Here is a 23,406-nt window from a genome sequence, read left to right as displayed (position 1 = left end):
CGTCCCCAACGATGTCCGATATGCCCGGCGCGCATTGTCCGCCGCCGGCGAGTCCGCGTCAAGAGAGCCGCCCTTTCGCGCCCGCGCGCGACCCTGTAGGGCAGGGGCCATGGACCACGCAGACGTGCTCATCCTCGGCGGCGGGCTGGTCGGCAGCGCGCTCGCGGTCGCGCTCGACCGCCACGGCCTCTCCGCCATCGTCGTCGACCCGGCCGATCCCGCGGTGATGCTCGCCGCGGGCTTCGACGGGCGCGCCTCGGCGGTGGCGAGCGCGAGCCACCGCATGCTCGACGCGATCGGCGTGGGCGAGGCGCTGCGCGGCAAGGGCTGCCCGATCCGCCACATCCGCGTCAGCGACGGGTTGGCGCCGGGCAAGCTCGACTTCGTCCCCGCCGCCGACGATGCCGCGCTCGGCACGATGTACGAGAATCGGCTGCTCCGCCGCGCGCTGTACGACGCGGTCTCCGCCACGCCGCTGGTCGACTTGCGTATGAACACGCGCGCGGCCGCCGTGGAGCGCGACCAGGACGGCGTGCGCGCGACGCTCTCGGACGGGCGCATCGTCACCGCCGACCTGCTCGTCGCCGCCGAGGGACGTCAGTCACCGACACGCGAGGCGGCGGGGATCGCGGTGGCGCGCTGGCAGTATCATCACGCGGCGATCGTCGGCGCGTTCCACCACGAGCGCAGCCACGAGAACGTCGCCTATGAGATCTTCTACCCCGCCGGGCCGTTCGCGCTGCTGCCGCTGCCCGACGACGAGGTTGGCCATCGCTCGGCGATCGTGTGGACCGTCGCGGCGGACCAGGCCGCGGGCATGCTCAAGCTCGGCGACCGCGGCTTCCTCGCCGAGGCGGAGAAGAGCATGGGCGGGTTCCTGGGGGCGCTGTCTCACGCCAGTCCGCGCGCGAGCTACCCGCTCGGCTTCCACCACGCCGCGCGCGTGACGGGCACGCGGCTGGTGCTGGTCGGCGACGCGGCGCACGGCATCCACCCGATCGCGGGCCAGGGGGTGAACCTCGGCTATCGCGACGTCGCGGCGCTCGTCGAGGTGCTCGTGGAGGGTCGGCGGCTCGGGCTCGACGCCGGCGACGCGCAGCTGCTGCGCCGCTACGAGGCGTGGCGCGGGCTCGACACCTTCATGGTGGCGGCGGCGACCGACACGCTGACGCGGCTGTTCGGCATCCCGGGCAAGGCGGCGAGCGCGGTGCGGCGCGTCGGCATCAGCGCGGTGGATCGCATCCCGCCGCTGAAGGAGCGCTTCATGAGCGAGGCGCGCGGCGAGAGCGGCGATCTGCCCAAGCTGCTCATGGGCGCGACGGTGTGAGCGGCCGCGGCTGAGTTGAGGTCACGCGACGACGCTGAGAGGAAGAAGGAGTTCTCGCGCAGAGACGCGGAGGCGCCGAGAGTCCGTGCCCGGCCGCAGGGCGGCCAGATCATCTGCAAACGAGAAGGTTGATGTGCGCTGACGCGTACGCGACTTCTCTGCGCCCCCGCGTCTCTGCGCGAACTACCCTCTGCTTCTTCGCGTGTTCGCGTGAACCTACCCGACCGAACCTGCCAGATCCCTTAGAGCTGGTGCCCGGTCCGGTCGCGCTTGGTCGCGAGATAGCGCACGTTGTGCGGGTTGGCCGGCAGCGCGTGCGGCACCCGCTCCACCACGCTCACCCCCGCCGCCTCGAGCCCGGTGACCTTGGCGGGGTTGTTGGTGAGCAGCCTCACGCGCTCCTGGCCGAGCAGCACCAGCATCCGCGCCGCCACACCGAAGTCGCGCGCGTCCACCGCGAAGCCGAGCCGCGTGTTGGCGTCGACCGTGTCATGGCCCTGGTCCTGCAGCGCATAGGCGCGCAGCTTGTTGACCAGCCCGATGCCGCGCCCCTCCTGCCGCAGGTAGAGCAGGATGCCCCAGCCGGCGTCGCGGATGCGGTGGATCGCGGCGTCGAGCTGCGGGCCGCAGTCGCATTTGAGGCTGCCGAGCACGTCACCCGTCAGGCACTCGCTATGCAGTCGCACCAGCGGTGGGTCCCCGGTCGGCTGGCCGATCAGCAGCGCGACATGCTCGTCGGCGCTCTCGGGCGAGCGGAAAGCGACGATCTCGGCGTCCTCCGCCTGCGCCACCGGCAGCCTTGCGCGCACCGCGATCGTGAGCCGGGACGCGTCCTCGTGCGCATCGATCGCGGCGACGTCGACCGACACCGCCGGGTCCGTCGCGCCGGTGAAGAAGGCGGGGAGCAACCCGGCGATCCGCGCCAGCCGCAACGCCGCGGCGCCCGCGACCGGGCTCACCATCACGGCGGTGCGGAACGGCCCCTTGAACGGGGTGGCGAGATCGAGCTGCGGATCGGCCAGCGCGGTGGCGAGCGCCATGTCGAACCAGGGCGCGCGCTCGATCAGCACGGGCTGGTCGGGCGCGGCGGCGGCGCGCTGGTTGGTCAGCGTGAGCGTCTCCGCGCGCCCGGCCGAGATCAGCACCGCATAATCCTCGTCGGGCGCGAAGGCGGCGAGTCGAGCGGCGTCGGCGGTCTCGACCGCGAGCAGCACCAGCGGCGGCTCGCCCGGCGCGTGCAGCGCGATCGGCCAGCCGCGCCGCATCGCGTCGATCGCACGCGCCGCGTCGCGCCCGTCGGCGCTCGCCTCGTTCACCAGGCGAACTCGGTCATGATCGGGACGTGGTCGCTCGGCTTGAGCCAGCTGCGGCACGGCTCGAAGACGGTGTGTGCCGTCGCGCTGCGCGCGACGTCGGCGGTGGCCCACATATGGTCGAGCCGGCGGCCGCGGTCGTTCTTGGTCCAGTCGGGCGAGCGGTAGCTCCACCAGGTGTGTAGCCGCGCCGGCGCGGGGTGGAAGTGGCGGCCGAGGTCGACCCAGTCGTTCGAGGCGCGCAGCCGCCCGAGCGCCTCGACCTCCACCGGGGTGTGGCTCACCACCTTGAGCAGCGCCTTGTGACTCCACACGTCGCTCGGCAGCGGCGCGATGTTGAAGTCCCCGGTGAGGATGGTGGGCACTGCGAGCGTCTCGGACCAGCGCGTCATCCGCTCGACGAAATCCAGCTTCTGCCCGAATTTGGGGTTCACCTCACGGTCGGGCACGTCGCCGCCGGCGGGGACGTAGACATTCTCCAGCCGCACGCCGCCGGGCAGCCGCACGCCGAGATGTCGCGCCTCGCGGTTGGCCTGCCAGTCGAGCCGCTCGTCCGCCTCGATCGGTACGCGGCTGATGATCGCGACGCCGTGGTGCATGCGCTGGCCGTTGAGCAGGACATGGTCGTAGCCGAGCGCGCGGAACCCGGCGACGGGGAAGTCCGCGTCGATCACCTTGGTCTCCTGCAGGCACAGGATGTCGGGGGCGGCCTCGCGCAGGAAGCGCTCGACGATGTCGAGGCGGAAGCGGACCGAGTTGATGTTCCAGGAGACGATCTTCACACGGCGCGACATAGGCGGTCGATCGCGTCACGCAAACACCCGGGCGGCCCAGACGCGAAAGGCCCCCGCTCCGGGGGCATGGAGCGAGGGCCGACACAGCGTTCATCACGCAAGCGGGGGAGAAGGGCTCAGGGCAACAGGGGGAAAATCCCCGAGGCGTCCGCCCCCGCGGCTCCTATTTAGGACAATTAAGCTGTCAGTCAGATGAACGGATTGTAGAAATTCGTCAGCCGCTGCGACCCTGGCGCCGCGGGTCGGTCCAGCTGAACGCCGCGTCGCTCACCGGCGCGTTGAACTTCTGCCCGTTCAGCCGGATGGTCGTGCGGTTGCCCTGGCTGTCGAGCGCGACCCAGCCCTGCAGCATCAGCCCCGCCGGCGCCGCGGCGTCGCGCGCGAACACCATGGTGATACGGCCGAACTCGGGATGCTTGGGGTCGTTCGCCTCGACCGACAGCACGTCTGGGTTGGGCGACGGCACGACCTTGGCATAGCGTGAGATGTCGCGGCTGGGATCGATCAGCACGCCCAGCGGGGAGTTGCCGATCGGCCAGCGCTGCACCTGCTTCACCGAATAGTCGATGAAGGTGAACGCCTTGCCATCGCTCACGATGAGCAGCGGCACGCCCTTCTGATATTGGAAGCGGATCTTGCCCGGCTTCTTGAGCGTGAGCACGCCGGTCAGCACGCGGCCATCGCGGTCGGTCTGGCTGAAGTTCGCGGTCATCGTCTCGGCCGCGGACAGGAAGCGCTGGACCGCGGCGAGGTCGGTGCCCTGCGCGGTCGCGGGTGCGGCGACCGCCGCGAGCGCCGCCAGCGGCACGAAGAAATTACGCATTGTCACTCCGTTGTCAGGCCGGCGCGAGACTGGCGCGGCGCCGTTGAACGCGCCGTGAACCCGGCGCGATCCGGTCAGCCGAACAGCGTGACGAGTCCCGGCGTATTCTCGGCGCCGACCCAGCCTTCGTGGATCATCTTGCCCGCGACGAAGAGGATCACGGCGAGGCCGATATAGGCGATCCAGCGATAGCGGTCGATGATCCGTGCGATGAAGTTGGCGGCGAGCCCCATCAGCGCGACCGACAGCAGCAGGCCGACGACGAGGATGCCGGGATGCTCGCGCGCCGCCCCCGCCACCGCGAGCACGTTGTCGAGGCTCATCGACACGTCCGCCACCGCGACCGCCCAGGCCGCGCCGACGAAGCTGCGCGCGGGCGCGACCGCGGCGTCGCCGTTGCCCTCGGCATCGGGCTGATGGCCGCCGGCGCGGATCTCGCGCCAGAATTTCCAGCTCACCCACAGCAGCAGCAGGCCGCCGGCGAAGATCAGTCCGACGATCCCCATCAGCCAGGTGACGATCAGCGCGAAGAAGATGCGCAGCACCAGCGCGGCGCCGATGCCGATCAGGATCACCTTCTTGCGCTGATCGGAGGGCAGGCCGGCGGCGAGCGCGCCGACGACGATCGCATTGTCGCCCGCCAGCACCAGGTCGATCATCAGCACCGAGCCGAACGCCGCCAGCGCGGCGGGGTCGCCCAGGTTGGAGAAATCAGCGACGATATGCTGCCAGATGTCGCCGAGCGACCCGGGTCCCTGGGGCGCGACGGCTGCCCCCGCGGCGACCAGCATGGCGATCAGGCTCACGACGTCACTCCCCTGAAGATACGAGCGGGCGGCACGTTGAACCAACGCACCGCCCGCGAAAAGTTACCGCACTCTAACCGACGTGAGCTTTCACGCGCCTGTCACGACCGCTCCCGGTAGACGGGAACCGGCGCGGCTCACTGGTTCATCGAGTCGAAGAAATCGTCGTTGGTCTTGGAATCCTTCATTTTACCGAGCAGGAACTCCATCGCGTCGACGGTGCCCATCTGCATCAGGATGCGGCGCAGCACCCACATCTTGCTGAGCTTGTCCTTCTCGACCAGCAGCTCCTCCTTGCGCGTGCCGGACTTGCCGACGTCGATCGCGGGGAAGATGCGCTTGTCGGCGACCTTGCGGTCGAGCACGATCTCGGCGTTGCCGGTGCCCTTGAACTCCTCGAAGATCACCTCGTCCATGCGGCTGCCGGTGTCGATCAGCGAGGTCGAGATGATGGTGAGGCTGCCGCCCTCCTCGATGTTGCGCGCCGCGCCGAAGAAGCGCTTGGGACGTTGCAGCGCGTTGGCGTCGACGCCGCCGGTCAGCACCTTGCCCGACGAGGGCACCACGGTGTTGTAGGCGCGGCCCAGACGCGTGATGTTGTCGAGCAGGATCACCACGTCCTTCTTGTGCTCGACCAAGCGCTTGGCCTTCTCGATCACCATCTCGGCGACCTGCACGTGGCGCGTCGCCGGCTCGTCGAACGTGGAGGAGACCACCTCGCCGATCACCGTGCGCGACATGTCGGTGACTTCCTCGGGCCGCTCGTCGATGAGCAGAACGAGCAGGAACACCTCGGGGTGGTTGTGGCTGATCGCGCGCGCGATGTTCTGCATCATGATCGTCTTGCCGACGCGCGGCGGGGCGACGATGAGGCAGCGCTGACCCTTGCCGATCGGCACGACGACGTCGAGCACGCGGCCCGACTTGTCTTTGATCGTCGGGTCCTCGATCTCCATCTTGAGCCGCTCGTCGGGGTAGAGCGGGGTGAGATTGTCGAAGTTGACGCGGTGGCGGACGCGGTCCGGATCCTCGAAATTGACCTGGGTGATCTTCACCAGCGCGAAATAGCGCTCGCCGTCCTTGGGCCCGCGGATCTCGCCCTCGACCGTGTCGCCCGTGCGCAGGCCGTGCTTCCGCACCTGGTTGGGGCTGACGTAGATGTCGTCCGGACCGGCGAGATAATTGGCCTGCGCCGAGCGGAGAAAGCCGAAGCCGTCAGGCAGCACCTCGATCGTGCCCTCGCCCATGATCTGCTCGCCGTTCTCGGCCTGGACCTTGAGGATGGCGAACATCAGATCCTGCTTGCGCAGCGTCGACGCGCCCTCGACCCCGAGCTCCTCGGCGAGCTGCACGAGGTCGGCCGGGGCCTTCTTCTTCAAATCCTTGAGATGCATGTAGACGTGTCCGATGTGCTCGGTTGCGGGGGGAAGCTCGGCCGGCGAAGAATACGCTCGAGATACGAAGCTGTAGAGGAGGCTGGAGACCGGGACCGGTCACGCCGTGACCGCGAGGTAAGAGTCGGCCGAGGCTTAGTCAAGCGGGTGTGCGGCGTCAGAACGGCTTTACGATGACGAGGATGACGATCAGCACCGCGGCGATCGCGGGCACCTCGTTGACCAGCCGCAGCGCGCGATCGGAGAGCGCGGGGCGGCCCGCGCCGAGCTTGCGCGCATAGCCCACCGCCCAGCCGTGATAGCCCGACAGCAGCACGACAAGCGCGATCTTGGCATGGAGCCAGCCGAGCCCCGGCGTGCCGTCGGCGATGCCGGCGTTGAGCGCGAGCGCGATGCCGAGCACCCAGACCAGGATCATCGCCGGTGTGAGAATGATCGCGCGCAGTTTGCCCTCGCGCTCGACCCAGCGCGCCGCCTCGGCCGGGTCGCTCAGCCCCTCTTGGTGATAGACGAGGTAGCGCGGCAGCATGAACAGGCCCGCCATCCAGAAGATCACGAAGATGAGGTGTGCCGCCTTCACCCAATCATAGGCCGCGCCCAGGAAACCCGCCATGTTCATGTCCCGCCCTTACGCGCCGCGCACGCGCGCGACCAGATGCTCGACGTGCGCCACCGGCGTGTGCTGGCCGATACCGTGGCCCAGGTTGAACACGTGCGGCCGCTCGGGGAAGGCGGCGAGCACGCGGTCGATGCCGCGGTCGAGCGCTGCACCGCCGACGCGCAACGCGAGCGGGTCGAGGTTGCCCTGCACCGGAAGCCCGGACGGCAGCACCCGGTCGGCCCAGGCGGGGTCGACGGTCTCGTCGAGCCCGATCGCGTCGACCGCGGTGCCCGCGGCATAGGCGGGGAGCTTGCCGCCCGCACCCTTGGGGAAGCCGATGATCGTCGTGCCCGGTCGCCCCGCGCGCAGGCCGTCGACGATCGCCCGGTTGGGCGCGATCACCCAGCGCTCGAACTGCTCGGGCGAGAGGCTACCCGCCCAGCTGTCGAACAGCTGGACCGCCTCGACCCCGGCGTCGAGCTGCGCGGCGAGATAGTCGATCGTGAGCGCGACCACCGCGTCGATGATCGCCGCGAAGGCAGCGGGGTCGCGATAGGCGAACAGCCGCGTCTCCTCCTGGTCTCGGCTGCCCTGGCCCGCGACCATGTAGGTCGCCACCGTCCAGGGCGAACCGGCGAAACCGAGGAAGGTCGTCGCGGGCGACAGCTGCGCGGCGACACGGCGCACCGTGGCATAGACGGGGTCGAGCCGAGCGGGCACCGCCTCGAGCGACGCCAGCGCGGCGTCGACCAGCGCGGGGGCGAGCCGCGGCCCCTCGCCGGCGCCGAAGCTGAGCTCCTGCCCGAGCGCCCAGGGCACCATCAGGATGTCGGAGAAGAGGATCGCGCCGTCGAAGCCGAAGCGGCGGATCGGCTGGAGCGTCACCTCGGCCGCGGCCTCCGGGTCGGTCGCGAGCGCGAGGAAGCCGCCCTTCTCGGCCCGCAGCGCGCGATATTCCGGCAGGTAACGCCCGGCCTGGCGCATCAGCCACAGCGGCGGTCGCTCCTGTCGCTGGCCCTGCAGCGTGCGCAACAGCGGTTTGATGGTCTGGTCCGATGGAGTGGGCACGGGTGAGATCGTCCTCTCCCCCTTCAGATAATAGAATCTCGAAGAAGGATGTTGATGCGGATGGCGCGTGGGTTGCGGTGGCTTAATCCGCCGTCACCGGAAATGCCAACAGCTTGACCGCGCGAGTCCGACGCGGACTCACGGATTCGCGACACCTCTTCCCCGCTTTCCACAGGCTGTGGAGGAACGTCGCGGCTGCGGACGAGATTGTGGATGGAATAAGATCTATCCACCGTCGCGACGCTCGCTTGGCGGCGCGGGTGAGTTGCGCTAGCGCGCGTCCCCATGTTGTCCACAGTTCGATCCCCAGGGGGCTGAGGATGGTGCGCCTCCACCTCCATCTGCTCTCCGATTCGACCGGCGAGACGCTGGAGAACATCGCCAAGGCGGCGCTGGCGCAATATGACGACGTGGAGACGGTGCGGCATTTCTGGCCGATGGTGCGCACCGAGATGCACCTCGATCGCATCCTCCAGGAGATCGCGCAGAACCCCGGGCTGGTCGTGTTCACGCTGGTGAACCCGGTCACCCGCGCGGCGCTGGAGAACCGCTGCCGCGCGCTCGGCCTGCCGACGGTGGCGCCGCTCGACCCGGTCAACGACGCGCTGTCGATGCTGCTCGGCCAGCAGGCCAAGGCGCGTCCCGGCCGACAGCACGTGCTCGACGCGGCCTATTTCGCGCGAGTCGACGCGATCCAGTTCACCATCGCGCACGACGACGGGATCGCGCACGAGGACTGGGAGGAGGCCGATATCGTCCTCGCCGGGGTGAGCCGCTCGTCCAAGACGCCGACCTCGATCTATCTCGCCAACCGCGGCTACAAGACCGCCAACATCCCGATCGTGGTCGAGAGTCCGCCGCCGGCCTCGCTGTTCGCGCTCGACTATCCGCTGGTGGTGGGTCTGACGACCAGCGCCGACCGGCTGATCCAGGTGCGGCGCAACCGGCTGCTCTCGCTCAACCAGGCGCCCGAGACAGATTACGTCGACCAGGACGCGGTGGCGCGCGAGATCGCCTTCGCGCGCCGCATCTTCGCCGACAACGGCTGGCCCGTGATCGACGTCACGCGGCGCTCGATCGAGGAGACCGCGGCGGCGATCATCGCTCTGGTCAACGAGCGCCGCGGCACCGCCACCCGCGCCACGGACTGACCGACATGCTGATCCTCGCCTCGCAGAGCGCCTCGCGCACCGCCATGCTGTCCGCCGCGGGCGTTCCCTTCACCGCCGAGCCGGCCTACGCCGACGAGGCCGCGCTCAAGGCGGCGATGGCGGGCGCGCGCCCGCGCGACCTCGCCGACGCGCTCGCCGAGCTGAAAGCGCTCAAGGTCTCGGCACGCCACCCGGGGGCCTTGGTGCTCGGCTCCGACAGCCTCGCGGTGCTCGACGACGGCAGCGTGCTCGACAAGCCGACCTCGCGCGAGGAGGCGCGCGATCACCTCCGCCGGATGTCGGGGCGTCACCATGATCTCGTCAGCGCGGCGGTGATCGCGGAGGGTGGGCGCCCGGTGTGGCGCGTGGTCGACGCCGCGCGGATCGTCGTCCGCCCGCTGTCCGACTCGTTCATCGAGACCTATCTCGACGCCGAGTGGCCCGCGATCGCGGGCTGCGTCGGCTGCTACCGCATCGAGGGACCGGGCGTGCAGCTCTTCGCCAAGGTGTCGGGCAGCCAGTTCACCGTGCTCGGCATGCCGCTGCTACCGGTGCTCGACTATCTCCGCACGCGCGAGGTGCTGCCGACATGACGACCCCTTATGCCGAGGTGATCGGCGACCCGATCGCGCACTCCAAGTCGCCGCTGATCCACCTTTTCTGGCTGGAGACGCTGGGGATCGCGGGCGACTATCGTGCCGAGCGGGTGAACGCGAACGACCTCGGCCGCTTCTTCGCGGCGCGCGCAGGGGACCCCGACTGGCGCGGCTGCAACGTCACCGTGCCGCTTAAGGTGGCCGCGCTCGACCATGTCCCCGATCCCGGCGGGGTGCGCGGCTCGATCGGCGCCGCCAACACCGTGTTCCGCGACGAGTCGGGCAATCTCGCCGCGACCAACACCGACGCCGCCGGCTTCCTCTCGCCGATCGCCGACCTCGACCTCGCCGGCGCGCCGGTCACGGTGATCGGGGCGGGCGGTGCGGCGCGCGCGGTGCTGTTCGCGCTGTCGAAGGTGGGGGTAGGGCGCGTGACCCTGCTCAACCGCACGCCGCTCAAGGGCGCCGCGCTGCTCGCCGGCTTCGGGCTCAAGGGCGACGCGCTCTCGCTCGAGGCGCGGCTGCGCCCCGATACCGCGCTGCTCGTCAACACCAGCGCGCTCGGCATGGCCGGGCAGCCGCCGCTGACGCTCGATCTCGCGCCGCTGCCGGAGGACGCGATCGTCTATGACATCGTCTACGCCCCGCTCGAGACGCAGCTGCTCGCCGCCGCGCGCGCGCGCGGGCTCGACACGGTGGACGGGCTGGAGATGCTGATCGGCCAGGCCGCGCTCGCCTTCGAGCTGTTCTTCGCCGCCGCGCCGCCGCGCGAGCGCGACGACGATCTGCGCGCGCTGCTGCTGGCGTGAGCGCGCGATGATCGTGCTCGGGCTCACCGGCTCGATCGGCATGGGCAAGACCACCGTCGCGCGCCTGTTCGCCGAGGCGGGCGTGCCCGTGTTCGACGCCGATGCGGTGGTTCACCGGCTGCAGGGCCGGGATGGCGCGCTGGTCGCGGCGATCGCGGCGCGCTTCCCCGGGACCGCGGGCGCGGCGGGGGTCGACCGCGCCGCGCTCGGGGCCGCGGTGCTGGGGGACAAAGTCGCGCTGCGCGACTTGGAGGCGATCGTCCATCCCGCGGTCGCGGCCGAGCGCGCCGCCTTCCTCGCGCGCCACGCCACCGCGCCGCTGGTGGTGCTCGACGTGCCGCTGCTGTTCGAGACCGGCGGCGACGCCGCGGTCGACCGGGTCGCGGTGGTGTCCGCCGCATCGGCAGTGCAGCGCGAACGGACGCTCGCGCGACCCGGCATGACCGCGGCCAAGCTCGACTCGATCCTCGCGCGCCAGCTGCCCGACGCCGAGAAGCGCGCGCGCGCCGACGTGGTGATCGCCACCGACGTGCCGATCGCCGAGACGCGCGCGGCGGTGCGGCGCCTCATCGCTTGCGCCGGCGCCGCGGCGGGTCGATAACGCTGCGCATGCGCGAGATCGTCTTCGATACCGAGACCACGGGGCTGAGCTTCGCCGGGGGCGACCGGATGGTGGAGATCGGCTGCGTCGAGCTGATCAACCGCTGCGAGACCGGACGCTCTTTCCACGCCTATTTCCACCCGGAGCGCGACATGCCCGAGGAGGCCGCGCGCGTGCACGGGCTGCGCATCGATTTCCTCTCGAAACATCCGGTGTTCGCTCTGGGGGTCGAGGCGCTGCTCGATTTCATCGGCGACGCGCCGCTGATCGCGCACAACGCGGGGTTCGACTTCTCCTTCCTCAACGGCGAGCTCGAGCGCTGCGGCCGCATCGCGGTATGCCGCTCGCGCATGGTCGACACGCTCCAGCTCGCACGCACGCGCCATCCCGGCGCCAAGCACACGCTCGACGCGCTGTGCAACCGCTACGGCATCGACCGCTCGCACCGCGTGCTGCACGGCGCGCTGCTCGACGCGCAGCTGCTCGCGCAGGTCTATGTCGAGCTGCAGGGCGGGCGACAGATCGGGCTGGGGCTGGTGAGCGAGCCGATCATGGCCGCGGCCGCAACCGCCAGCTCCGCGCCGACGCCGGCGCGCGCGCGCCCGCAGCGGCTCTTTTCGGCGAAGGCGGCGGAACTGGCCGCGCACGCCGCGTTTCTGAAAGGGGTCAAAGAACCCCTATGGGGCGCCGACGCGTCCGGATGACGCGCTTAGCACCAGCCGGGCAGGGGCTCGACCGGCAACGATGGAGAAGAAATGATGGATATCCGGATATCAGGTCACCAGGTGGCGATCGGCGACGCGCTGAAGGCCCATGTGCAGGACCGGCTCCAGGGTATCGCTGACAAATATTTCGCACGCGCCATCTCGGCCGAGACGACCTTCGGCAAGGGCCCGCACGATAACGGCTTTACCTGCGACATCGTCGCGCACGTGACTCGCGGGCTGGTGCTCAAGGGTCGCCACGACGCGCATGACGCGCATCTCTCCTTCGATGGCGCCGCCGAGAAGATCGAGAAGCAGCTGCGCCGCTATGTTCGGCGCCTCAAGGATCGTACCCCGGCGCACGCCGCGGTCGAGGCCGAGCAGGACCGCACCGGCTATGACAACGCGGGCTACACGCTCTTCGCCGAATCGGCCGACGAGGAGGAAGCGGGTGACGCGCCGCTGGTGATCGCCGAGACTCGCGTCGACGTGCCCGAGGCGAGCGTGTCCGACGCGGTGATGATGCTCGACCTGCGCAACACCCAGGCGCTGCTGTTCCGCAATGCCGGCACGGGCTCGTACAACATGGTCTATCGCCGCGGCGACGGCACGATCGGATGGGTCGAGCCGCAGCGCGCTGGCTGAGGCGCGCGCGGCCACCTACCTGCATCGATCATGACCACCGATCTGAGCGACCTGCTCGTGCCCGAGCTCGTCGTCGTGGGTTTACCCGCGGCGTCGAAGAAGGCCCTCTTCACCCAGCTCGGCGCGCTCGCCGCGCCCTGGGTGGGGTTGGACGCGCGCGCGATCGCCGAGGGGCTGGCCGCGCGGGAGAAAGAGGGGTCGACGGGTTTCGGCGGTGGTGTCGCGATCCCGCACGCGCGACTGGCGGGCATGCAGCGGGTCGCGCTGATCGTGGCGCGGCTGGCGCAGCCGCTCGGGTTCGCCGCGGTCGACGACGTCGCGGTCGACGTGGTGGTGGCGATGCTGTCGCCGCCCCACGCAGGTGGCGCGCATCTCAAGGCGCTCGCCCGCGTGGCGCGGCGCTTCCGTGATCGCACCCTGGTCGCCAAGCTGCGCGGCGCGGGCTCGCCCGACGCGATCTACGCGCTGCTCACCGCGGACGACACGCGTGACGCCGCCTGAGGGCGCCGCGGCGCATCACCGCGCGCTCGAATCCTTGTATGCGGCCGCACCGATCAACCATCTGTTCGAGTCGCGGCTCGAGATCGGTGAGCCCGGTGTGGCGCGGATCCGCTTCCGCATCGACCAGCGTCACTTTCACGCCGCCGGCGCGGCGCACGGCACCAGCTATTTCAAGATGCTCGACGACGCCGCTTTCTACGCGTGCAACAGCCTGGTGACCGATCGCTTCCTGCTCACCACTCAGTTCAGCCTGCTGCTCACGCGCCCGCTCGGCGAGGGCGAGGCGGTGGCGGAGGGCCGCTGGGTCAGCGGGCAGCGCCGCGTCTTCGTCGCCGAGGCGCGGCTGATCGCCGTCGACGGCGAGGAGGTGGCGCGCGGCACCGGTACCTTCATGCGCTCGCGGATCGCGCTCGCCAGCCTGCCCGGCTATGCGGCGCCGGCGGCGTGAGCGCGCGGCTGCCCACGCATCTCGCGGTCGGCGCGCTGCTGCGGCGGGTCAATGATTCCGGCGGTATGGCGGTGGTGCGCGCGTCGGGGGAGGCGCAGTCCGGCGCGGTGCTGGTGCTGCTGTGCGAGGGGCGCTCGCTGCGCGCGGTGGAGCGGATGCGCGGGATCGACGACCGCGACGTGCTGATCGCCGCCGGTCCCAGCGACGGCGACTCGATCGCGGTGGAGGATTACTGGCGTTTGCGACGCCGTCGTGACCCCGACCTGTGGGTGATCGAACTGGACGTCCCGGACGCCGAACGGTTCGTCGCTGAAACGATGCTGGCTGATTGACGCTGTTAACCCCTCGCCCGTAGCGAGATGGGATCGACAACAGGCGTTGTGCCGCGGCGGGGTGCGATCCCGAACGGTGACGCAGTCGGGGGGGCACCCGGTCGGTCTTTTGAGCAGCTAACGCTGGTTCAGCGACCGTATCCGCGTACCCACCGCACAGACAAGACGTGGAATGCCTTTAGGTTCCCGCGCTGCCGCTTTCGCAGCGTTCACTGCCTCGATCGTCTCGCTGGCCCTCCAGAGCGCGCCCGGCCTCGCCGCCGAAGTGCCGGCGCTCCCGGGTGTAACCGCGAGTCAGGTCACCGTCGCCGCCGCGCTTCCCGCGACCGCGACCCCGGCGCCCGACAGCGCCGCCCAGATCCTCGACCAGGCCGCCGCCGAGCAGGCGGACGAGCAGGTCGCTTATCCCACCCTCGCCGCCGCGGTCGCGGACCAGTCGATCCCGTCGAACACCGACGAGGACATGCGCTGCCTCGCCGGCGCGATCTATTTCGAATCACGCGGCGAGCCGCTGAGCGGGCAGCTCGCGGTCGCCGAGGTGATCCTCAACCGCACCAAGTCGCGCCGCTTCGGCGGCAGCGTGTGCGATGTCATCACGCAGAAGGGGCAATTCTCCTTCGTGCGCGGCGGCGTCATGCCCGACGCGCCGTCGAACGACGACTGGCGCACCGCGATGGCGGTGGCCAAGGTCGCGATGAAGGACGCGTGGGAGACCGACGCGTCGAACGCGCTCTATTTCCACCATCGCAGCACCGGCCGCGCCGCCGGCCAGCGCGTCGCCTCGATCGGCAACCACGTCTTCTTTCGCTGAGCGCCGTCGCGCTCGGAAGGACCGGGTGAGCGTCTCCGGACCTCGCTGATCGCGTCAGGTTAGCCCCACCAACTTCGTCACCCCGGCGGACGCCGGATCCAGCTACGGAACCGTCGTGGGTCTCACCACGGCCTTCCCTACTGGATCCCGGCGTCCGCCGGGGTGACGCGTTGGTGGCCTGTGGCTTGTTCTCGTGGCCCCCTCAGCCCGCGTACGCCTTGACCAGGTCGTACAGATAGTCGCGCGCGGCGTAGAGCGACTCGACCCGGATCCGCTCGTTGAGCCCGTGTACGCCGTTGAAGTCGGGGTCGAGGAAGGTCCCCGGCACGCCGTAGACCGGGATACCGATCGCCTCCAGGAACACGCCGTCGGTCGCCCCCGTCGACATGGTCGGCAGCAGCGGCACGTCCGGGAAATGCTTCTTCGCCAGCGTCTGCATCGGGCCGATGATCTTGGGATCGAGCGTCGGCGGCACCGCGGTGGGGCGGATCGGCTGATTGGCGGTGACGGTAACCTTGCTGCCCGCCAGCGCGCGCAGCTTGGCGAGCGTGCCGTCTACTGTCTCGCCGGGGAAGATGCGGCAGTTGACGTTGGCGGTGGCGCGCTGCGGCAGCGCGTTCTCGGCGTGGCCCGCGCTCAGCAGCGTGGTCACGCAGGTGGTGCGCAGCGTCGAGTGCATCACCTTGTCGCGGCTGACGATCGCGTCCGCCGCCCGGTCCTGCGGGTCGGCGAGCAGCCGCGCGATCGCCGCCGCCTGCTCGCCCCCGACGCGCTGCGCGGTGGCGGTGAAATAGGCGCGCGTCGTGTCGGTGAAGCGTACCGGGAACTCATAGTTCTGCACCGCCTTGATCGCGTCGGCGAGCTCGTAGATCGCGTTGTCCGGCACCGGGGTGGAGCTGTGCCCGCCCGGGTTGGTCGCCAGCAGGGTGAAGTTCTGCGCCGCCTTCTCGCCGACCTGCACCGCCAACAGCTGGCGCTTGCCCTGCGCGTCGAGCCGGCCCCCGCCGCCCTCGTTGAGCGCGAACTCGGCCGCGATCAGCTCGGGGCGGTGCTGCGCCAGCCACTGCGCCCCGTTGAAGGCGAAGGTGGTCTCCTCGCCGCAGGTCAGCGCCAGCTTGATCGTGCGCTTCGGGCGATAGTTCTGCTGGCGGAAGCGCACCATCGCGTCGGCCCAGATCGCGGCCATCGCCTTGTCGTCGACCGCGCCGCGCGCGTAATAATAGCCGCCCTCCTCGACCAGCTTGAACGGATCGCGCTGCCAATCCGCCCGCTTGGCCTCGACCACGTCGAGGTGCCCGAGCAGCAGCATCGGCTTGAGCGCCGCGTCGCTGCCGCGCAGCACCGCGACGACGCCGCCGTCCTTCGGGTGCTCGGGGGTGGAGAAGAGCGTCACGTCGGCGTCGGCATAGCCGGCGCGCTTGAGCCGCGCCGCGACCTGCTCGGCCGCCTGGGTGCAGCTGCCGACGTTGACCACCGTGTTGGTCTCGACCATCTCGCGATACAGATCGAAGAAGGCCTTCTCGTCTGGTCGCGCCTGCGCCGCCGCGCCGCTTCCCGTCGTCCCCGCCAGCAATCCGGCGAGCAGCGCCGCCACCCCGATCCCGCGCATCGATCCTCCCTCGTTCGTCCGCCGCCAGCCTCGCAGCGAAGCGGTCGGGGCGCAACGGGGCTCAGCCGCTGCGACGCAGGTCGCGGGGCAGGAGGAGGCGCAGCTCGCGGTTGGCGAAATCGATGTGGACGCGGCGGAACAGCCGCAGTGCGTCCATGCCGAGCATCAGCGCGGGCTTGTCATCGATGCCGAAGACGCGGAACGGGGCGGCATCGGCGAAGGCGATCGGCAGCGCTCGGATCTTGGCGGGCCCCAGCGTCATCTCGGGCAGCAGCGCGTAATCGGCGGCGATCTGTACCCCGAGCACGCTGGTCAGCACCGTGGCCCCCCCGCGCCGGCTGGAGAGCAGACGACGCAGCGCGAGATTGCCGAGGCTGACGCTGGTGCCGGTGTCGAGCACGACCCGCACGCGCCGGCCCGCGACCGTGGCGCTGGTGACGACGAGCTGGCCGAACAGGCTGCGCGCCTGGATCACGATCTCGCCGGGCTCGCGCTTGAGCCGCTGGCGCCGGCTCGACGGCGTGACCTGCATCCGCTGCGCGTCGAAGTCGATCGTCAGCGCCTGCCCCTGCAACGTGTCGATCCCGAGCATGCCCGGCGCGCCGAGGTGACGCGCCTCGAACATCGGCGCCTCGATCCGCTCGCCGCCGACCCGCGCGACCGGCCTAGGGCTCACCGAGATCGTGGGGAGGATGGCGGTGTCGACGTCGCTCGTTCCCGCCATCGCGACCACGCGCACGCGGCGCCCAGTGGCGAGGCCGAGGTGCGCGGCGAGCTGGCGCGAGATCACGCTGCGCTGCGCGCCGGTGTCGATGATGAAGGGGAAGGGGCCCGCGCCGGCGATCTCGACCGGCACCGTCATGCGGTCCTCGGCGGTGAGAAAGTCGAGCGCGTCGCCGGCGTCGGCGGGCAGGTCGTCTGGGAGCGTCACGGGGACAACCCCGAGCGCCGCCATCGGCGCAGGGGAGGGCGCCCCTGCCTGCGCCGACGCGGGCAGGGCGATGCTGGCCAGCATGAGCGCGAGCCACCTCTCCATGGTAGAGATGGTACGCCCGATCCGGACGCAGCGCCAGCGGAGATACCGACGGCTGAGATGGCGCGGGGCGGTGGTCCGCGAACGCTCAGCGCCCCTGGCCGCGCCAGCGCTGGATCGTGCGCGCGACGATCTGCTCCTCGCCGCCGCCCTCGCGCCACAGCGCCGAGAAGACCGGATCGTCGGACGCGGGCCGCTTGCCCTCTTCCAGCGTGTCGAAGGCGACGCGGATCGGGATCGCCACGCCCTCGCCGCACACGATCGCCTCGCGGTTGCGCAGCGCCGGCAGCGCGTCGAGGAAGCCGCGCGCGCCCTCGGGCATGGCAGCGCGGACGAACGCCTGATCGCGCTCGTTGTTGAGCCGCATCGAGATGATCGTGCCGCATTGCGAGAGCACGCCCTCGGCGAGGTCGGACGGACGCTGCGTCACCAGCCCGAGCGAGACGCCGTACTTGCGCCCCTCCTTGGCGATACGGCCGAGGATGCGACCCACCGCGGTGCGCTCCTCGCGCCCGGCGGGGACGTAGCGGTGCGCCTCCTCGCAGACCAGGAGGATCGGGCGCTGCGGCTCGGCCCTCGACCAGATCGCGAAGTCGAACACCATGCGGCTGAGCACCGCCACCACCACCGCGGTGATCTCGCTCGGCACGCCCGAGACGTCGATGATCGAGATCGGCTTGCCGTCGCCGCAGAAGCGGAAGATGCGCTGGACGAACGCCGCCATCGTGTCCGCCACCAGCATGCCCGAGAACATGAAGCCGTAGCGCGGGTCGGCCTTGAGCTCGTCGAGCTTGTTCTTGAGCCGCAGATAGGGTGCGGTGTCGCCGGCGCGGTCCATCTTGCCCATCTCCTGCTGCAGGATCTGGGTGAGGTCGCTGAGCAGATAGGGGATCGGCGCGTCCACCGTCAGCCGCGCGATCTCCTGCCCGAGCCGGCTCTTGCCGCGCGCGGCGAGCAGGCACTTGGCGAGGATGTCGGCGTCGACCTGGCGCTCCGGCCCGGCGCTGGTGAGCAGCACCTCGCAATGCTCCTCGAAGTTCATCAGCCAATAGGGCATCTGCAGGTTCGAGACGTCGAACAGCGCGCCCTCGTCGGCGAAGGCGGCGCCATACTCGCCGTGCGGGTCGATCATCACCACGTGCGCCTGCGGCGCCAGCCGGCACAGGCGGTGGAGGATCAGCGCCGCAGCGGTCGACTTGCCGGTGCCGGTCGAGCCGAGCAGCGCGAAATGCTTGCCCAGCAGCGAGTCGACGTAGAGCGAGGCGCGCACGTCGCGGGTCGGGTGGACGGTGCCGATCGCGATCGCGGCACGGCCAGAGGCGGCGTGGACCTGCTCGAGGTCCGCGCCCGTCACCGCGAACACCTCCGCGCCCGGCAGCGGGAAGGCGGTGACGCCGCGACGGAAATGGTGGAGATGGCCGGTCAGCCGCTCGACCTCGCCCTCGCCGATGAAGTCGATCGCGGCGATCACCTGGTCGGCCTGGCCGCGCGCCAGCCGCACCGTCCGCACCGTCGCTACCAGCCACATCGCGCCGGCGCGCACCTTGAGCTGGCCGCCGACCTGTCCCGCGGTGGCGACCAGCGGGTCGGGATGGCCCGCCAGCGCGGCGAGCGAGGGCGAATCGAGCACCAGCTCGCCCTGGCCGCCTGCGATCTCGAGCACATAGCCGAGCGGTTCCGGGCCGGTGGGCGCGGCCGCCGCCTGCGGCCCGTCCGGGAAGGCGGCGGCGAGCGCCGTGCGGAACTCGCCCTGGCCGACGATATCGTTCATACGAAGCTGCTTTTCCCTGCGATTCAGCGAGGGCTAGCGATACGGCCGCTTCGTAAACATAGGATGGAGGCGCGCGCCTCAGCCGCGCTGCGCGAACCGCCCCGCCGCCCAGCCGAGCAGCACCGACAGCGTCACCGCGGCGAGCCCGTAGAGGATCTCGTGGCGCTGCGCCGCCGCGGCGACGAAGCGCTCGAAGCCCGACTTGCGGATGTCGATGTCGCGCACCGCCGCGGCGAGCACGCGGCCGTCGCGGATCAGGAAAGTCTCCGCGGTGAAGCGCCCGACCGGCACGCGCGCCGGGATCGCGACTCGCGCGCGATAGAGCACGCCGTCGGTGAGCTCGACCGCGCCCGGCGCCTCGTAGAACAGCCCGGCGCGGCGGCGCTGCTCCACCAGGCCGCGGGTGAAGCGGTCCTGCACGTCGGTCGGCGCGGCGGAGGCGGGCGAGAGCTGGAGGCTGTCGAGCCCGAGCTCGTAGATCGCGCGGGTGCGCGCGTCGACCAGCTGGCCGAGCGGGCGCGACGAGGCCAGCGCATAGAAGGACGGCGCCGAGCGATAGCGCAGCCGCCCCGCGTTGACCCAGATGCCCGCGACCTTCTCCTTCTCGCGGATGGTGATCGACTGGGTCGGCCCCTTCACCACGATGACGATGTCCGCCGGGCGCTCGCCGGCGGGCGCGCGTCCGCCGGGATAGAGGATCGCGCCGAACAGCAGCAGCTCGGCGCCGGTGAAGCTGTAGGCGATCTCGATGTCGCGCTGCGACACGTCGGGCACCAGCACCGGCTTGCTCTGCGCGGTGAGCAGCGGCGCGACGAGCGCCAGCGCCCAGGCGGCGCGACTCACGACAGCTCCACCGCGTAGATCTCGTCGGGGCGCCAGCCGAGACCGAGCGCGATCCGCCCCGCCACCAGCAGCACCATGATCGCCAGCGCGAGCCGGAGATATTCGGGCCGCGCGCGCGCGGCGAAGCGCGCGCCGACCTGCGCGCCGACCACCGAGCCGACCAGCAGCAGCGCGGCGAGCACGATATCCACCGCGCGCGTCGTGGTGGCGTGGACCATCGTCGCCGCGGCGGTGACGAACAGGATCTGGAACAGGCTGGTGCCGACCACCACCGAGGTCGCCATGCCGAGCAGGTAGATCATCGCCGGCACCAGCACGAAGCCGCCGCCGACCCCGAGCAGGATCGTCAGGATGCCGGTGAAGAAGCCGAGCAGTAGCGGCGCCAGGGGGGAGATATACAGCCCCGAGGCGTAGAAGCGCATCCGGAACGGCAGCGCCGCGACGAGAGGGTGGTGGCGACGCCGGCGCGGCGGCGCGGCGCGGCGCCCGCGCGCCACCAGGATCGCGCTCACCGCCTCGCGCAGCATCAGCAGCCCGATCGAGCCGAGCAGCAGCACATAGGTGATCGCGATCGTCGTATCGATCTGCCCCCAGCGCTGCAGGAGCCGGAACAGCCAGGCGCCGAACAGCGAGCCGAGCACGCCGCCGATCACCAGCACCGTCCCCATACGGGTGTCGACGCCGTTGCGGCGGAAGTGCGCGAACACCCCCGAGACGCTCGCGCCGGTCACCTGAGTCGCGGCCGAGGCCGCTGCGACCGTGGGCGGGATGCCGTAGACGATCAGCAGCGGCGTGGTGAGAAAGCCGCCACCGACTCCGAACATGCCCGAGAGCAATCCGACGCCCGCGCCGAGCGCGATCATCACGAGCGCGTTCACCGACAGATTCGCGATCGGCAGGTAGATGTCCATGACGCTCCCAGCCGCTAGCCGGTTCGGCGCGCCGACGCCACCGCGCGATCCGCCGCCGCTAATGATCGATGGCGATCGTCAGCGCCGCGCCCGAGCTCGGACGCGCATCCCCGGCGACGCGCGCGCGCCACGCCAGGGTCGCGCGCGCGTGCCCGAGCCGGAGCGACGCGGTCGGGCCGACGTCGAGCCGCTCGGCGCCGCGCTGCGCCGCGCCCCACGCACCGACCCCGAGCCGCAGCGTCGCGCCGCCGCGCTGTGTCAGAGGGTGCTCGAGACTCACCGCGCCGTCGGCATAGCCGCCACGCCGCTCGATCACGCCGGCCTGGAGGTAAGCGTCGAGCAGGGCGCCCGGTCGCAGCGCCCGGTCGCTGATCCCAGCGGCGGTGCCGATGCCCCAGCCGGAGCGCAGCCCCGCGACGCCGATCCGTCGCTCGGCCAGGACCCGGAGCGGCAGCGCACGCGGGTGCCACTCGACCGCCGCGATCGCCTCGCGCTCGCGTGCCTGGAGCGCCGACACCAGCCGCAGCGAGGCCGCGAGACCGCCTTTGTCGTCGAGCGCCCGGGCGATCCTGACTCCCAGCTGCGCCCCGCCGAGCTGCGGCGCGGCGGTGCTGGTCGTCGCGCCGCCGCGGAGCAGCAGCCAGCCCGTCTGCGACCAGCGGGGCGCCGGTCCGGCGGCGACCGGGAGGCCCGTCACGTCCGCGAGCGGCACGGACTGCCCCTCCGCGGCTTCGCCTCTCACTGTGGCGGATCCGGTGAGCGGCAGCGGCAGGGCCGGTGCCGCGCTCTCCGCGGCGACGATCAGCCCCGGTGAACGAGCCGGGCCAGGTGAGGCGACGTGGCGCGGCGCAGCGGCTTCGCCGGATCGATCGTTGGGGTCGGTCGCCCGCGGCACGGGCCTCACGCGCGCGGTGGCGACAGTCCCCGGGTGTGGAACCGAGGCCGCGGCCGGTCGAGCCGTGACGACGGACGCCGCGATCGCCGGCCTACCCGCGCGCGGTAAGCTCTCGTGCGACAGCCACGCCGCACGTGCGCTCACCCACAGCCCGAGCAGCAGCCCCCAGCAGCGCAGCGCGCGGCCTCGCCTCATGGCAGGTCCGGGAAGCGGTGTGCGGTCTTGTCCCATCGCACCGGGGCGCCGCGCAGGGCGGCGACGTGGAGCCGCAGCGCGCGTGTCGCCGACAGGATGAGCACGGCGTTCGCGACCGCGATCCGCGGCAGCGCGCGCAGCCCCTCACGCCAGCCATAGGCCGCGGCGGTGAGCCGGAGCCGCGCGATCAGCCGCCAGCCGAGCAGCACGGCGTTGACGGTGAGCAGCGCGCGCAGACCCCGCCCCGGCGCCGGCGGTGCGTCGCCTTCCCATCGGTGAGACACGGCAGCCACCGCCGCCAGCGCGGCCGCGGCATAGGCCGCCGTCACCGCGGCGGCGGCGAGCGGCGCGCGGCGGTCGCGCCAGCGCATCCATCGTTCGGCGACTCGCGGTGCGCCCCACCCCGTCCGGTCCCAGCCTGCGAGCGCGATCCCGCCGATCCAGCGCGCCTTCTGGCGCACTGCCCGGGCCAGCGTCTCGGGAAAGTAGGCGCGGGTCGCGATCAGCGCACCGCTCGAATCACGCTGCCGCACGAAACGGATCGTCAGTCCGAGGGCGGCGGCGCGGAGTCCCAGCTCATAGTCTTCGGTGAGGCTGTCCGCCGCGAAGGGCAGGCCGCTGGTACCGGCGAGCCGCTCCAGCGCGTCGTAGCGGATCGCACAGCCGACCCCCGCGAGCGGCAGCGACGCGCCGAGCGCGGCGCGCACCACGAGGTCGCGCGCGTGGGTCTCGGCGAACTCGTCGGCGTAATGGCCGGTGACCCAGTGCCGTGTCGGATCGATCAGCGGCAGGACCGGCAGCTGGACCAGCGCCGCGCCGCGTAGGGCGTGCTCGGCGGCGCGCAGCTCGAGCGGGTGGACCATGTCCTCGGCGTCGTGCAGCACCAACGCGTCGGGGCGCCACGCGGACTCGGCGGAGAGGGCCTGCCACAGTCGGTTGAGGCAGTCGGCCTTGGTGGTGGGGCCGTCGCCGCCTCCCACGACCAGCCGGACTCGCGGATCGTTCACCGAGCGCACGGCAGCGGCGGTGGCGGGATCGTTCGGATAGCAGCCGACGTAGAGGCGATAGGAGGGATGGTCGTAGCGCGCGAGCGTCGCGCGAAGCATCGCTCCGATCACCCGTTCCTCGCGCCAGGCGGGGATGAACACCGCGAAGCGAAGCCGCGATGGCCCCGACACCGTCCGCACGTCCGGGTCGGAGCGTCCTGTCACCGCCGCGATCAGATCGAGCAGCAGGTCGTCCAGGCCCAGGATGAAGAGGACGAACGCGGCGAACAGCGTCGTCTCGGTGACCGCACGGTCGAGCAGTCCGAGCGCGGTCACGGCCACGAACCCGGCGCGGATAGGTGATCTAAGGCGGAATTTCCCGCTGACCTGTGGCCGATCGGCAACGCTCGCGAGAAAGCGTTAACCGTGGCGAACAAAG

General features: G+C 71.1%; 25 protein-coding genes. 11 read left to right on the top strand and 14 right to left on the bottom strand.

Annotated features, from left to right (window positions below; translation table 11 throughout):
• Positions 1-109 precede the first annotated feature (109 nt).
• A complete protein-coding gene (locus K7957_RS09690; protein ID WP_223011728.1) occupies positions 110-1,327 on the top strand; it encodes a UbiH/UbiF/VisC/COQ6 family ubiquinone biosynthesis hydroxylase in 1,218 nt (405 codons plus the stop codon).
• Positions 1,328-1,569: 242 nt separating this feature from the next.
• On the opposite strand, the gene ribA is transcribed toward K7957_RS09690, so the two are convergent.
• The 7 genes from ribA to hemE all read right to left on the bottom strand — a co-directional run bounded on the left by ribA (position 1,570) and on the right by hemE (position 8,126).
• A complete protein-coding gene (gene ribA, locus K7957_RS09685; protein ID WP_223011826.1) occupies positions 1,570-2,592 on the bottom strand; it encodes a GTP cyclohydrolase II in 1,023 nt (340 codons plus the stop codon).
• A gap of 47 nt (positions 2,593-2,639) precedes the next feature.
• Complete coding sequence (locus tag K7957_RS09680; protein ID WP_223011727.1) at positions 2,640-3,434, bottom strand: exodeoxyribonuclease III; 795 nt, start codon at positions 3,432-3,434, stop codon at positions 2,640-2,642.
• Positions 3,435-3,648: 214 nt separating this feature from the next.
• On the bottom strand, positions 3,649-4,257 hold the full coding sequence (locus K7957_RS09675; protein WP_223011726.1) for a LolA family protein: 609 nt from the start codon (positions 4,255-4,257) through the stop codon (positions 3,649-3,651).
• A 74-nt stretch (positions 4,258-4,331) separates the two neighbouring features.
• Complete coding sequence (locus K7957_RS09670) at positions 4,332-5,048, bottom strand: TerC family protein (RefSeq protein ID WP_223011825.1); 717 nt, start codon at positions 5,046-5,048, stop codon at positions 4,332-4,334.
• A 152-nt stretch (positions 5,049-5,200) separates the two neighbouring features.
• The gene (gene rho / locus K7957_RS09665) at positions 5,201-6,457 is read right to left on the bottom strand and encodes a transcription termination factor Rho (RefSeq protein ID WP_219755693.1); all 1,257 of its coding nucleotides are present in this window, start codon (positions 6,455-6,457) and stop codon (positions 5,201-5,203) included.
• 157 nt (positions 6,458-6,614) lie between these two features.
• Complete coding sequence (locus K7957_RS09660; protein WP_223011824.1) at positions 6,615-7,070, bottom strand: CopD family protein; 456 nt, start codon at positions 7,068-7,070, stop codon at positions 6,615-6,617.
• 15 nt (positions 7,071-7,085) lie between these two features.
• Positions 7,086-8,126, bottom strand: a complete 1,041-nt coding sequence (hemE, locus tag K7957_RS09655; protein ID WP_343228362.1) for a uroporphyrinogen decarboxylase — start codon at positions 8,124-8,126, stop codon at positions 7,086-7,088.
• A 320-nt stretch (positions 8,127-8,446) separates the two neighbouring features.
• On the opposite strand from hemE, the gene K7957_RS09650 reads away from it, so the two are divergent.
• The 10 genes from K7957_RS09650 to K7957_RS09605 all read left to right on the top strand — a co-directional run bounded on the left by K7957_RS09650 (position 8,447) and on the right by K7957_RS09605 (position 14,724).
• Complete coding sequence (locus K7957_RS09650; protein WP_223011725.1) at positions 8,447-9,277, top strand: pyruvate, water dikinase regulatory protein; 831 nt, start codon at positions 8,447-8,449, stop codon at positions 9,275-9,277.
• A gap of 5 nt (positions 9,278-9,282) precedes the next feature.
• Complete coding sequence (locus tag K7957_RS09645; RefSeq protein WP_223011724.1) at positions 9,283-9,870, top strand: Maf family protein; 588 nt, start codon at positions 9,283-9,285, stop codon at positions 9,868-9,870.
• Positions 9,867-10,682 carry a shikimate dehydrogenase family protein gene (locus K7957_RS09640; RefSeq protein ID WP_223011723.1) on the top strand — a complete coding sequence of 272 codons (816 nt, stop codon included), beginning with the start codon at positions 9,867-9,869 and terminating at the stop codon, positions 10,680-10,682. Before K7957_RS09645 ends, K7957_RS09640 begins: the two co-directional genes overlap by 4 nt.
• Positions 10,683-10,689: 7 nt before the next feature.
• A complete protein-coding gene (gene coaE / locus K7957_RS09635) occupies positions 10,690-11,283 on the top strand; it encodes a dephospho-CoA kinase (RefSeq protein WP_223011722.1) in 594 nt (197 codons plus the stop codon).
• 8 nt (positions 11,284-11,291) lie between these two features.
• The gene (gene dnaQ / locus K7957_RS09630) at positions 11,292-11,987 is read left to right on the top strand and encodes a DNA polymerase III subunit epsilon (protein WP_223011721.1); all 696 of its coding nucleotides are present in this window, start codon (positions 11,292-11,294) and stop codon (positions 11,985-11,987) included.
• A 54-nt stretch (positions 11,988-12,041) separates the two neighbouring features.
• Positions 12,042-12,632: a ribosome hibernation-promoting factor, HPF/YfiA family gene (gene hpf / locus K7957_RS09625; protein WP_223011720.1), complete on the top strand. Its 591-nt coding sequence runs from the start codon at positions 12,042-12,044 to the stop codon at positions 12,630-12,632.
• A 30-nt stretch (positions 12,633-12,662) separates the two neighbouring features.
• Positions 12,663-13,133, top strand: a complete 471-nt coding sequence (locus K7957_RS09620) for a PTS sugar transporter subunit IIA (protein WP_223011719.1) — start codon at positions 12,663-12,665, stop codon at positions 13,131-13,133.
• On the top strand, positions 13,120-13,581 hold the full coding sequence (locus K7957_RS09615; RefSeq protein WP_223011718.1) for a PaaI family thioesterase: 462 nt from the start codon (positions 13,120-13,122) through the stop codon (positions 13,579-13,581). The genes K7957_RS09620 and K7957_RS09615 overlap by 14 nt, the downstream gene beginning before the upstream one ends.
• Positions 13,578-13,913: a DUF1491 family protein gene (locus tag K7957_RS09610; RefSeq protein WP_223011717.1), complete on the top strand. Its 336-nt coding sequence runs from the start codon at positions 13,578-13,580 to the stop codon at positions 13,911-13,913. The genes K7957_RS09615 and K7957_RS09610 overlap by 4 nt, the downstream gene beginning before the upstream one ends.
• A 172-nt stretch (positions 13,914-14,085) precedes the next feature.
• Positions 14,086-14,724, top strand: a complete 639-nt coding sequence (locus K7957_RS09605; protein WP_223011716.1) for a cell wall hydrolase — start codon at positions 14,086-14,088, stop codon at positions 14,722-14,724.
• A gap of 202 nt (positions 14,725-14,926) precedes the next feature.
• Here K7957_RS09605 and K7957_RS09600 read toward each other — a convergent pair whose 3' ends face one another.
• The 7 genes from K7957_RS09600 to K7957_RS09570 all read right to left on the bottom strand — a co-directional run bounded on the left by K7957_RS09600 (position 14,927) and on the right by K7957_RS09570 (position 23,303).
• Entirely contained in the window at positions 14,927-16,333 is a 1,407-nt protein-coding gene (locus tag K7957_RS09600; protein WP_223011715.1) for a M20/M25/M40 family metallo-hydrolase, read from the bottom strand.
• A 61-nt stretch (positions 16,334-16,394) separates the two neighbouring features.
• Entirely contained in the window at positions 16,395-17,369 is a 975-nt protein-coding gene (locus K7957_RS09595) for an aspartyl protease family protein (protein ID WP_223011714.1), read from the bottom strand.
• Between the two features lie 85 nt (positions 17,370-17,454).
• Entirely contained in the window at positions 17,455-19,137 is a 1,683-nt protein-coding gene (locus K7957_RS09590; RefSeq protein ID WP_223011713.1) for an ATP-binding protein, read from the bottom strand.
• 78 nt (positions 19,138-19,215) lie between these two features.
• Entirely contained in the window at positions 19,216-19,980 is a 765-nt protein-coding gene (locus K7957_RS09585) for a TIGR02186 family protein (protein ID WP_223011712.1), read from the bottom strand.
• The gene (locus tag K7957_RS09580; protein WP_223011711.1) at positions 19,977-20,891 is read right to left on the bottom strand and encodes a sulfite exporter TauE/SafE family protein; all 915 of its coding nucleotides are present in this window, start codon (positions 20,889-20,891) and stop codon (positions 19,977-19,979) included. Before K7957_RS09580 ends, K7957_RS09585 begins: the two co-directional genes overlap by 4 nt.
• 58 nt (positions 20,892-20,949) lie before the next feature.
• Positions 20,950-21,981 (bottom strand): hypothetical protein, encoded by a 1,032-nt coding sequence (locus tag K7957_RS09575; RefSeq protein WP_223011710.1) that lies wholly within the window; start codon positions 21,979-21,981, stop codon positions 20,950-20,952.
• Positions 21,978-23,303, bottom strand: a complete 1,326-nt coding sequence (locus K7957_RS09570) for a glycosyl transferase family protein (protein WP_343228361.1) — start codon at positions 23,301-23,303, stop codon at positions 21,978-21,980. The genes K7957_RS09575 and K7957_RS09570 overlap by 4 nt, the downstream gene beginning before the upstream one ends.
• Positions 23,304-23,406: the final 103 nt, after the last annotated feature.

Origin of the sequence: Sphingomonas yunnanensis (assembly GCF_019898765.1) — a bacterium.
Taxonomy (GTDB): Bacteria; Pseudomonadota; Alphaproteobacteria; order Sphingomonadales; family Sphingomonadaceae; genus Sphingomonas; species Sphingomonas yunnanensis.
Note: the sequence above shows the minus strand (reverse complement) of the source record. Positions and strands in the feature narration are given on the sequence as shown.

Bases quoted from the DNA above. Each gene is read 5' to 3' on its own strand.
- hpf (WP_223011720.1), top strand. From the start codon at position 12,042: ATGGATATCCGGATATCAGGTCACCAGGTGGCGATCGGCGACGCGCTG.
- K7957_RS09650 (WP_223011725.1), top strand. From the start codon at position 8,447: ATGGTGCGCCTCCACCTCCATCTGCTCTCCGATTCGACCGGCGAGACG.
- K7957_RS09580 (WP_223011711.1), bottom strand. From the start codon at position 20,891: ATGGACATCTACCTGCCGATCGCGAATCTGTCGGTGAACGCGCTCGTG.
- ribA (WP_223011826.1), bottom strand. From the start codon at position 2,592: ATGCGGCGCGGCTGGCCGATCGCGCTGCACGCGCCGGGCGAGCCGCCG.
- coaE (WP_223011722.1), top strand. From the start codon at position 10,690: ATGATCGTGCTCGGGCTCACCGGCTCGATCGGCATGGGCAAGACCACC.
- K7957_RS09600 (WP_223011715.1), bottom strand. From the start codon at position 16,333: ATGCGCGGGATCGGGGTGGCGGCGCTGCTCGCCGGATTGCTGGCGGGG.
- K7957_RS09660 (WP_223011824.1), bottom strand. From the start codon at position 7,070: ATGGCGGGTTTCCTGGGCGCGGCCTATGATTGGGTGAAGGCGGCACAC.
- K7957_RS09670 (WP_223011825.1), bottom strand. From the start codon at position 5,048: ATGCTGGTCGCCGCGGGGGCAGCCGTCGCGCCCCAGGGACCCGGGTCG.
- rho (WP_219755693.1), bottom strand. From the start codon at position 6,457: ATGCATCTCAAGGATTTGAAGAAGAAGGCCCCGGCCGACCTCGTGCAG.
- K7957_RS09680 (WP_223011727.1), bottom strand. From the start codon at position 3,434: ATGTCGCGCCGTGTGAAGATCGTCTCCTGGAACATCAACTCGGTCCGC.
- K7957_RS09620 (WP_223011719.1), top strand. From the start codon at position 12,663: ATGACCACCGATCTGAGCGACCTGCTCGTGCCCGAGCTCGTCGTCGTG.
- K7957_RS09690 (WP_223011728.1), top strand. From the start codon at position 110: ATGGACCACGCAGACGTGCTCATCCTCGGCGGCGGGCTGGTCGGCAGC.
- K7957_RS09605 (WP_223011716.1), top strand. From the start codon at position 14,086: ATGCCTTTAGGTTCCCGCGCTGCCGCTTTCGCAGCGTTCACTGCCTCG.
- K7957_RS09575 (WP_223011710.1), bottom strand. From the start codon at position 21,981: ATGAGGCGAGGCCGCGCGCTGCGCTGCTGGGGGCTGCTGCTCGGGCTG.
- dnaQ (WP_223011721.1), top strand. From the start codon at position 11,292: ATGCGCGAGATCGTCTTCGATACCGAGACCACGGGGCTGAGCTTCGCC.
- K7957_RS09675 (WP_223011726.1), bottom strand. From the start codon at position 4,257: ATGCGTAATTTCTTCGTGCCGCTGGCGGCGCTCGCGGCGGTCGCCGCA.
- K7957_RS09640 (WP_223011723.1), top strand. From the start codon at position 9,867: ATGACGACCCCTTATGCCGAGGTGATCGGCGACCCGATCGCGCACTCC.
- K7957_RS09590 (WP_223011713.1), bottom strand. From the start codon at position 19,137: ATGAACGATATCGTCGGCCAGGGCGAGTTCCGCACGGCGCTCGCCGCC.
- K7957_RS09645 (WP_223011724.1), top strand. From the start codon at position 9,283: ATGCTGATCCTCGCCTCGCAGAGCGCCTCGCGCACCGCCATGCTGTCC.
- K7957_RS09595 (WP_223011714.1), bottom strand. From the start codon at position 17,369: ATGGAGAGGTGGCTCGCGCTCATGCTGGCCAGCATCGCCCTGCCCGCG.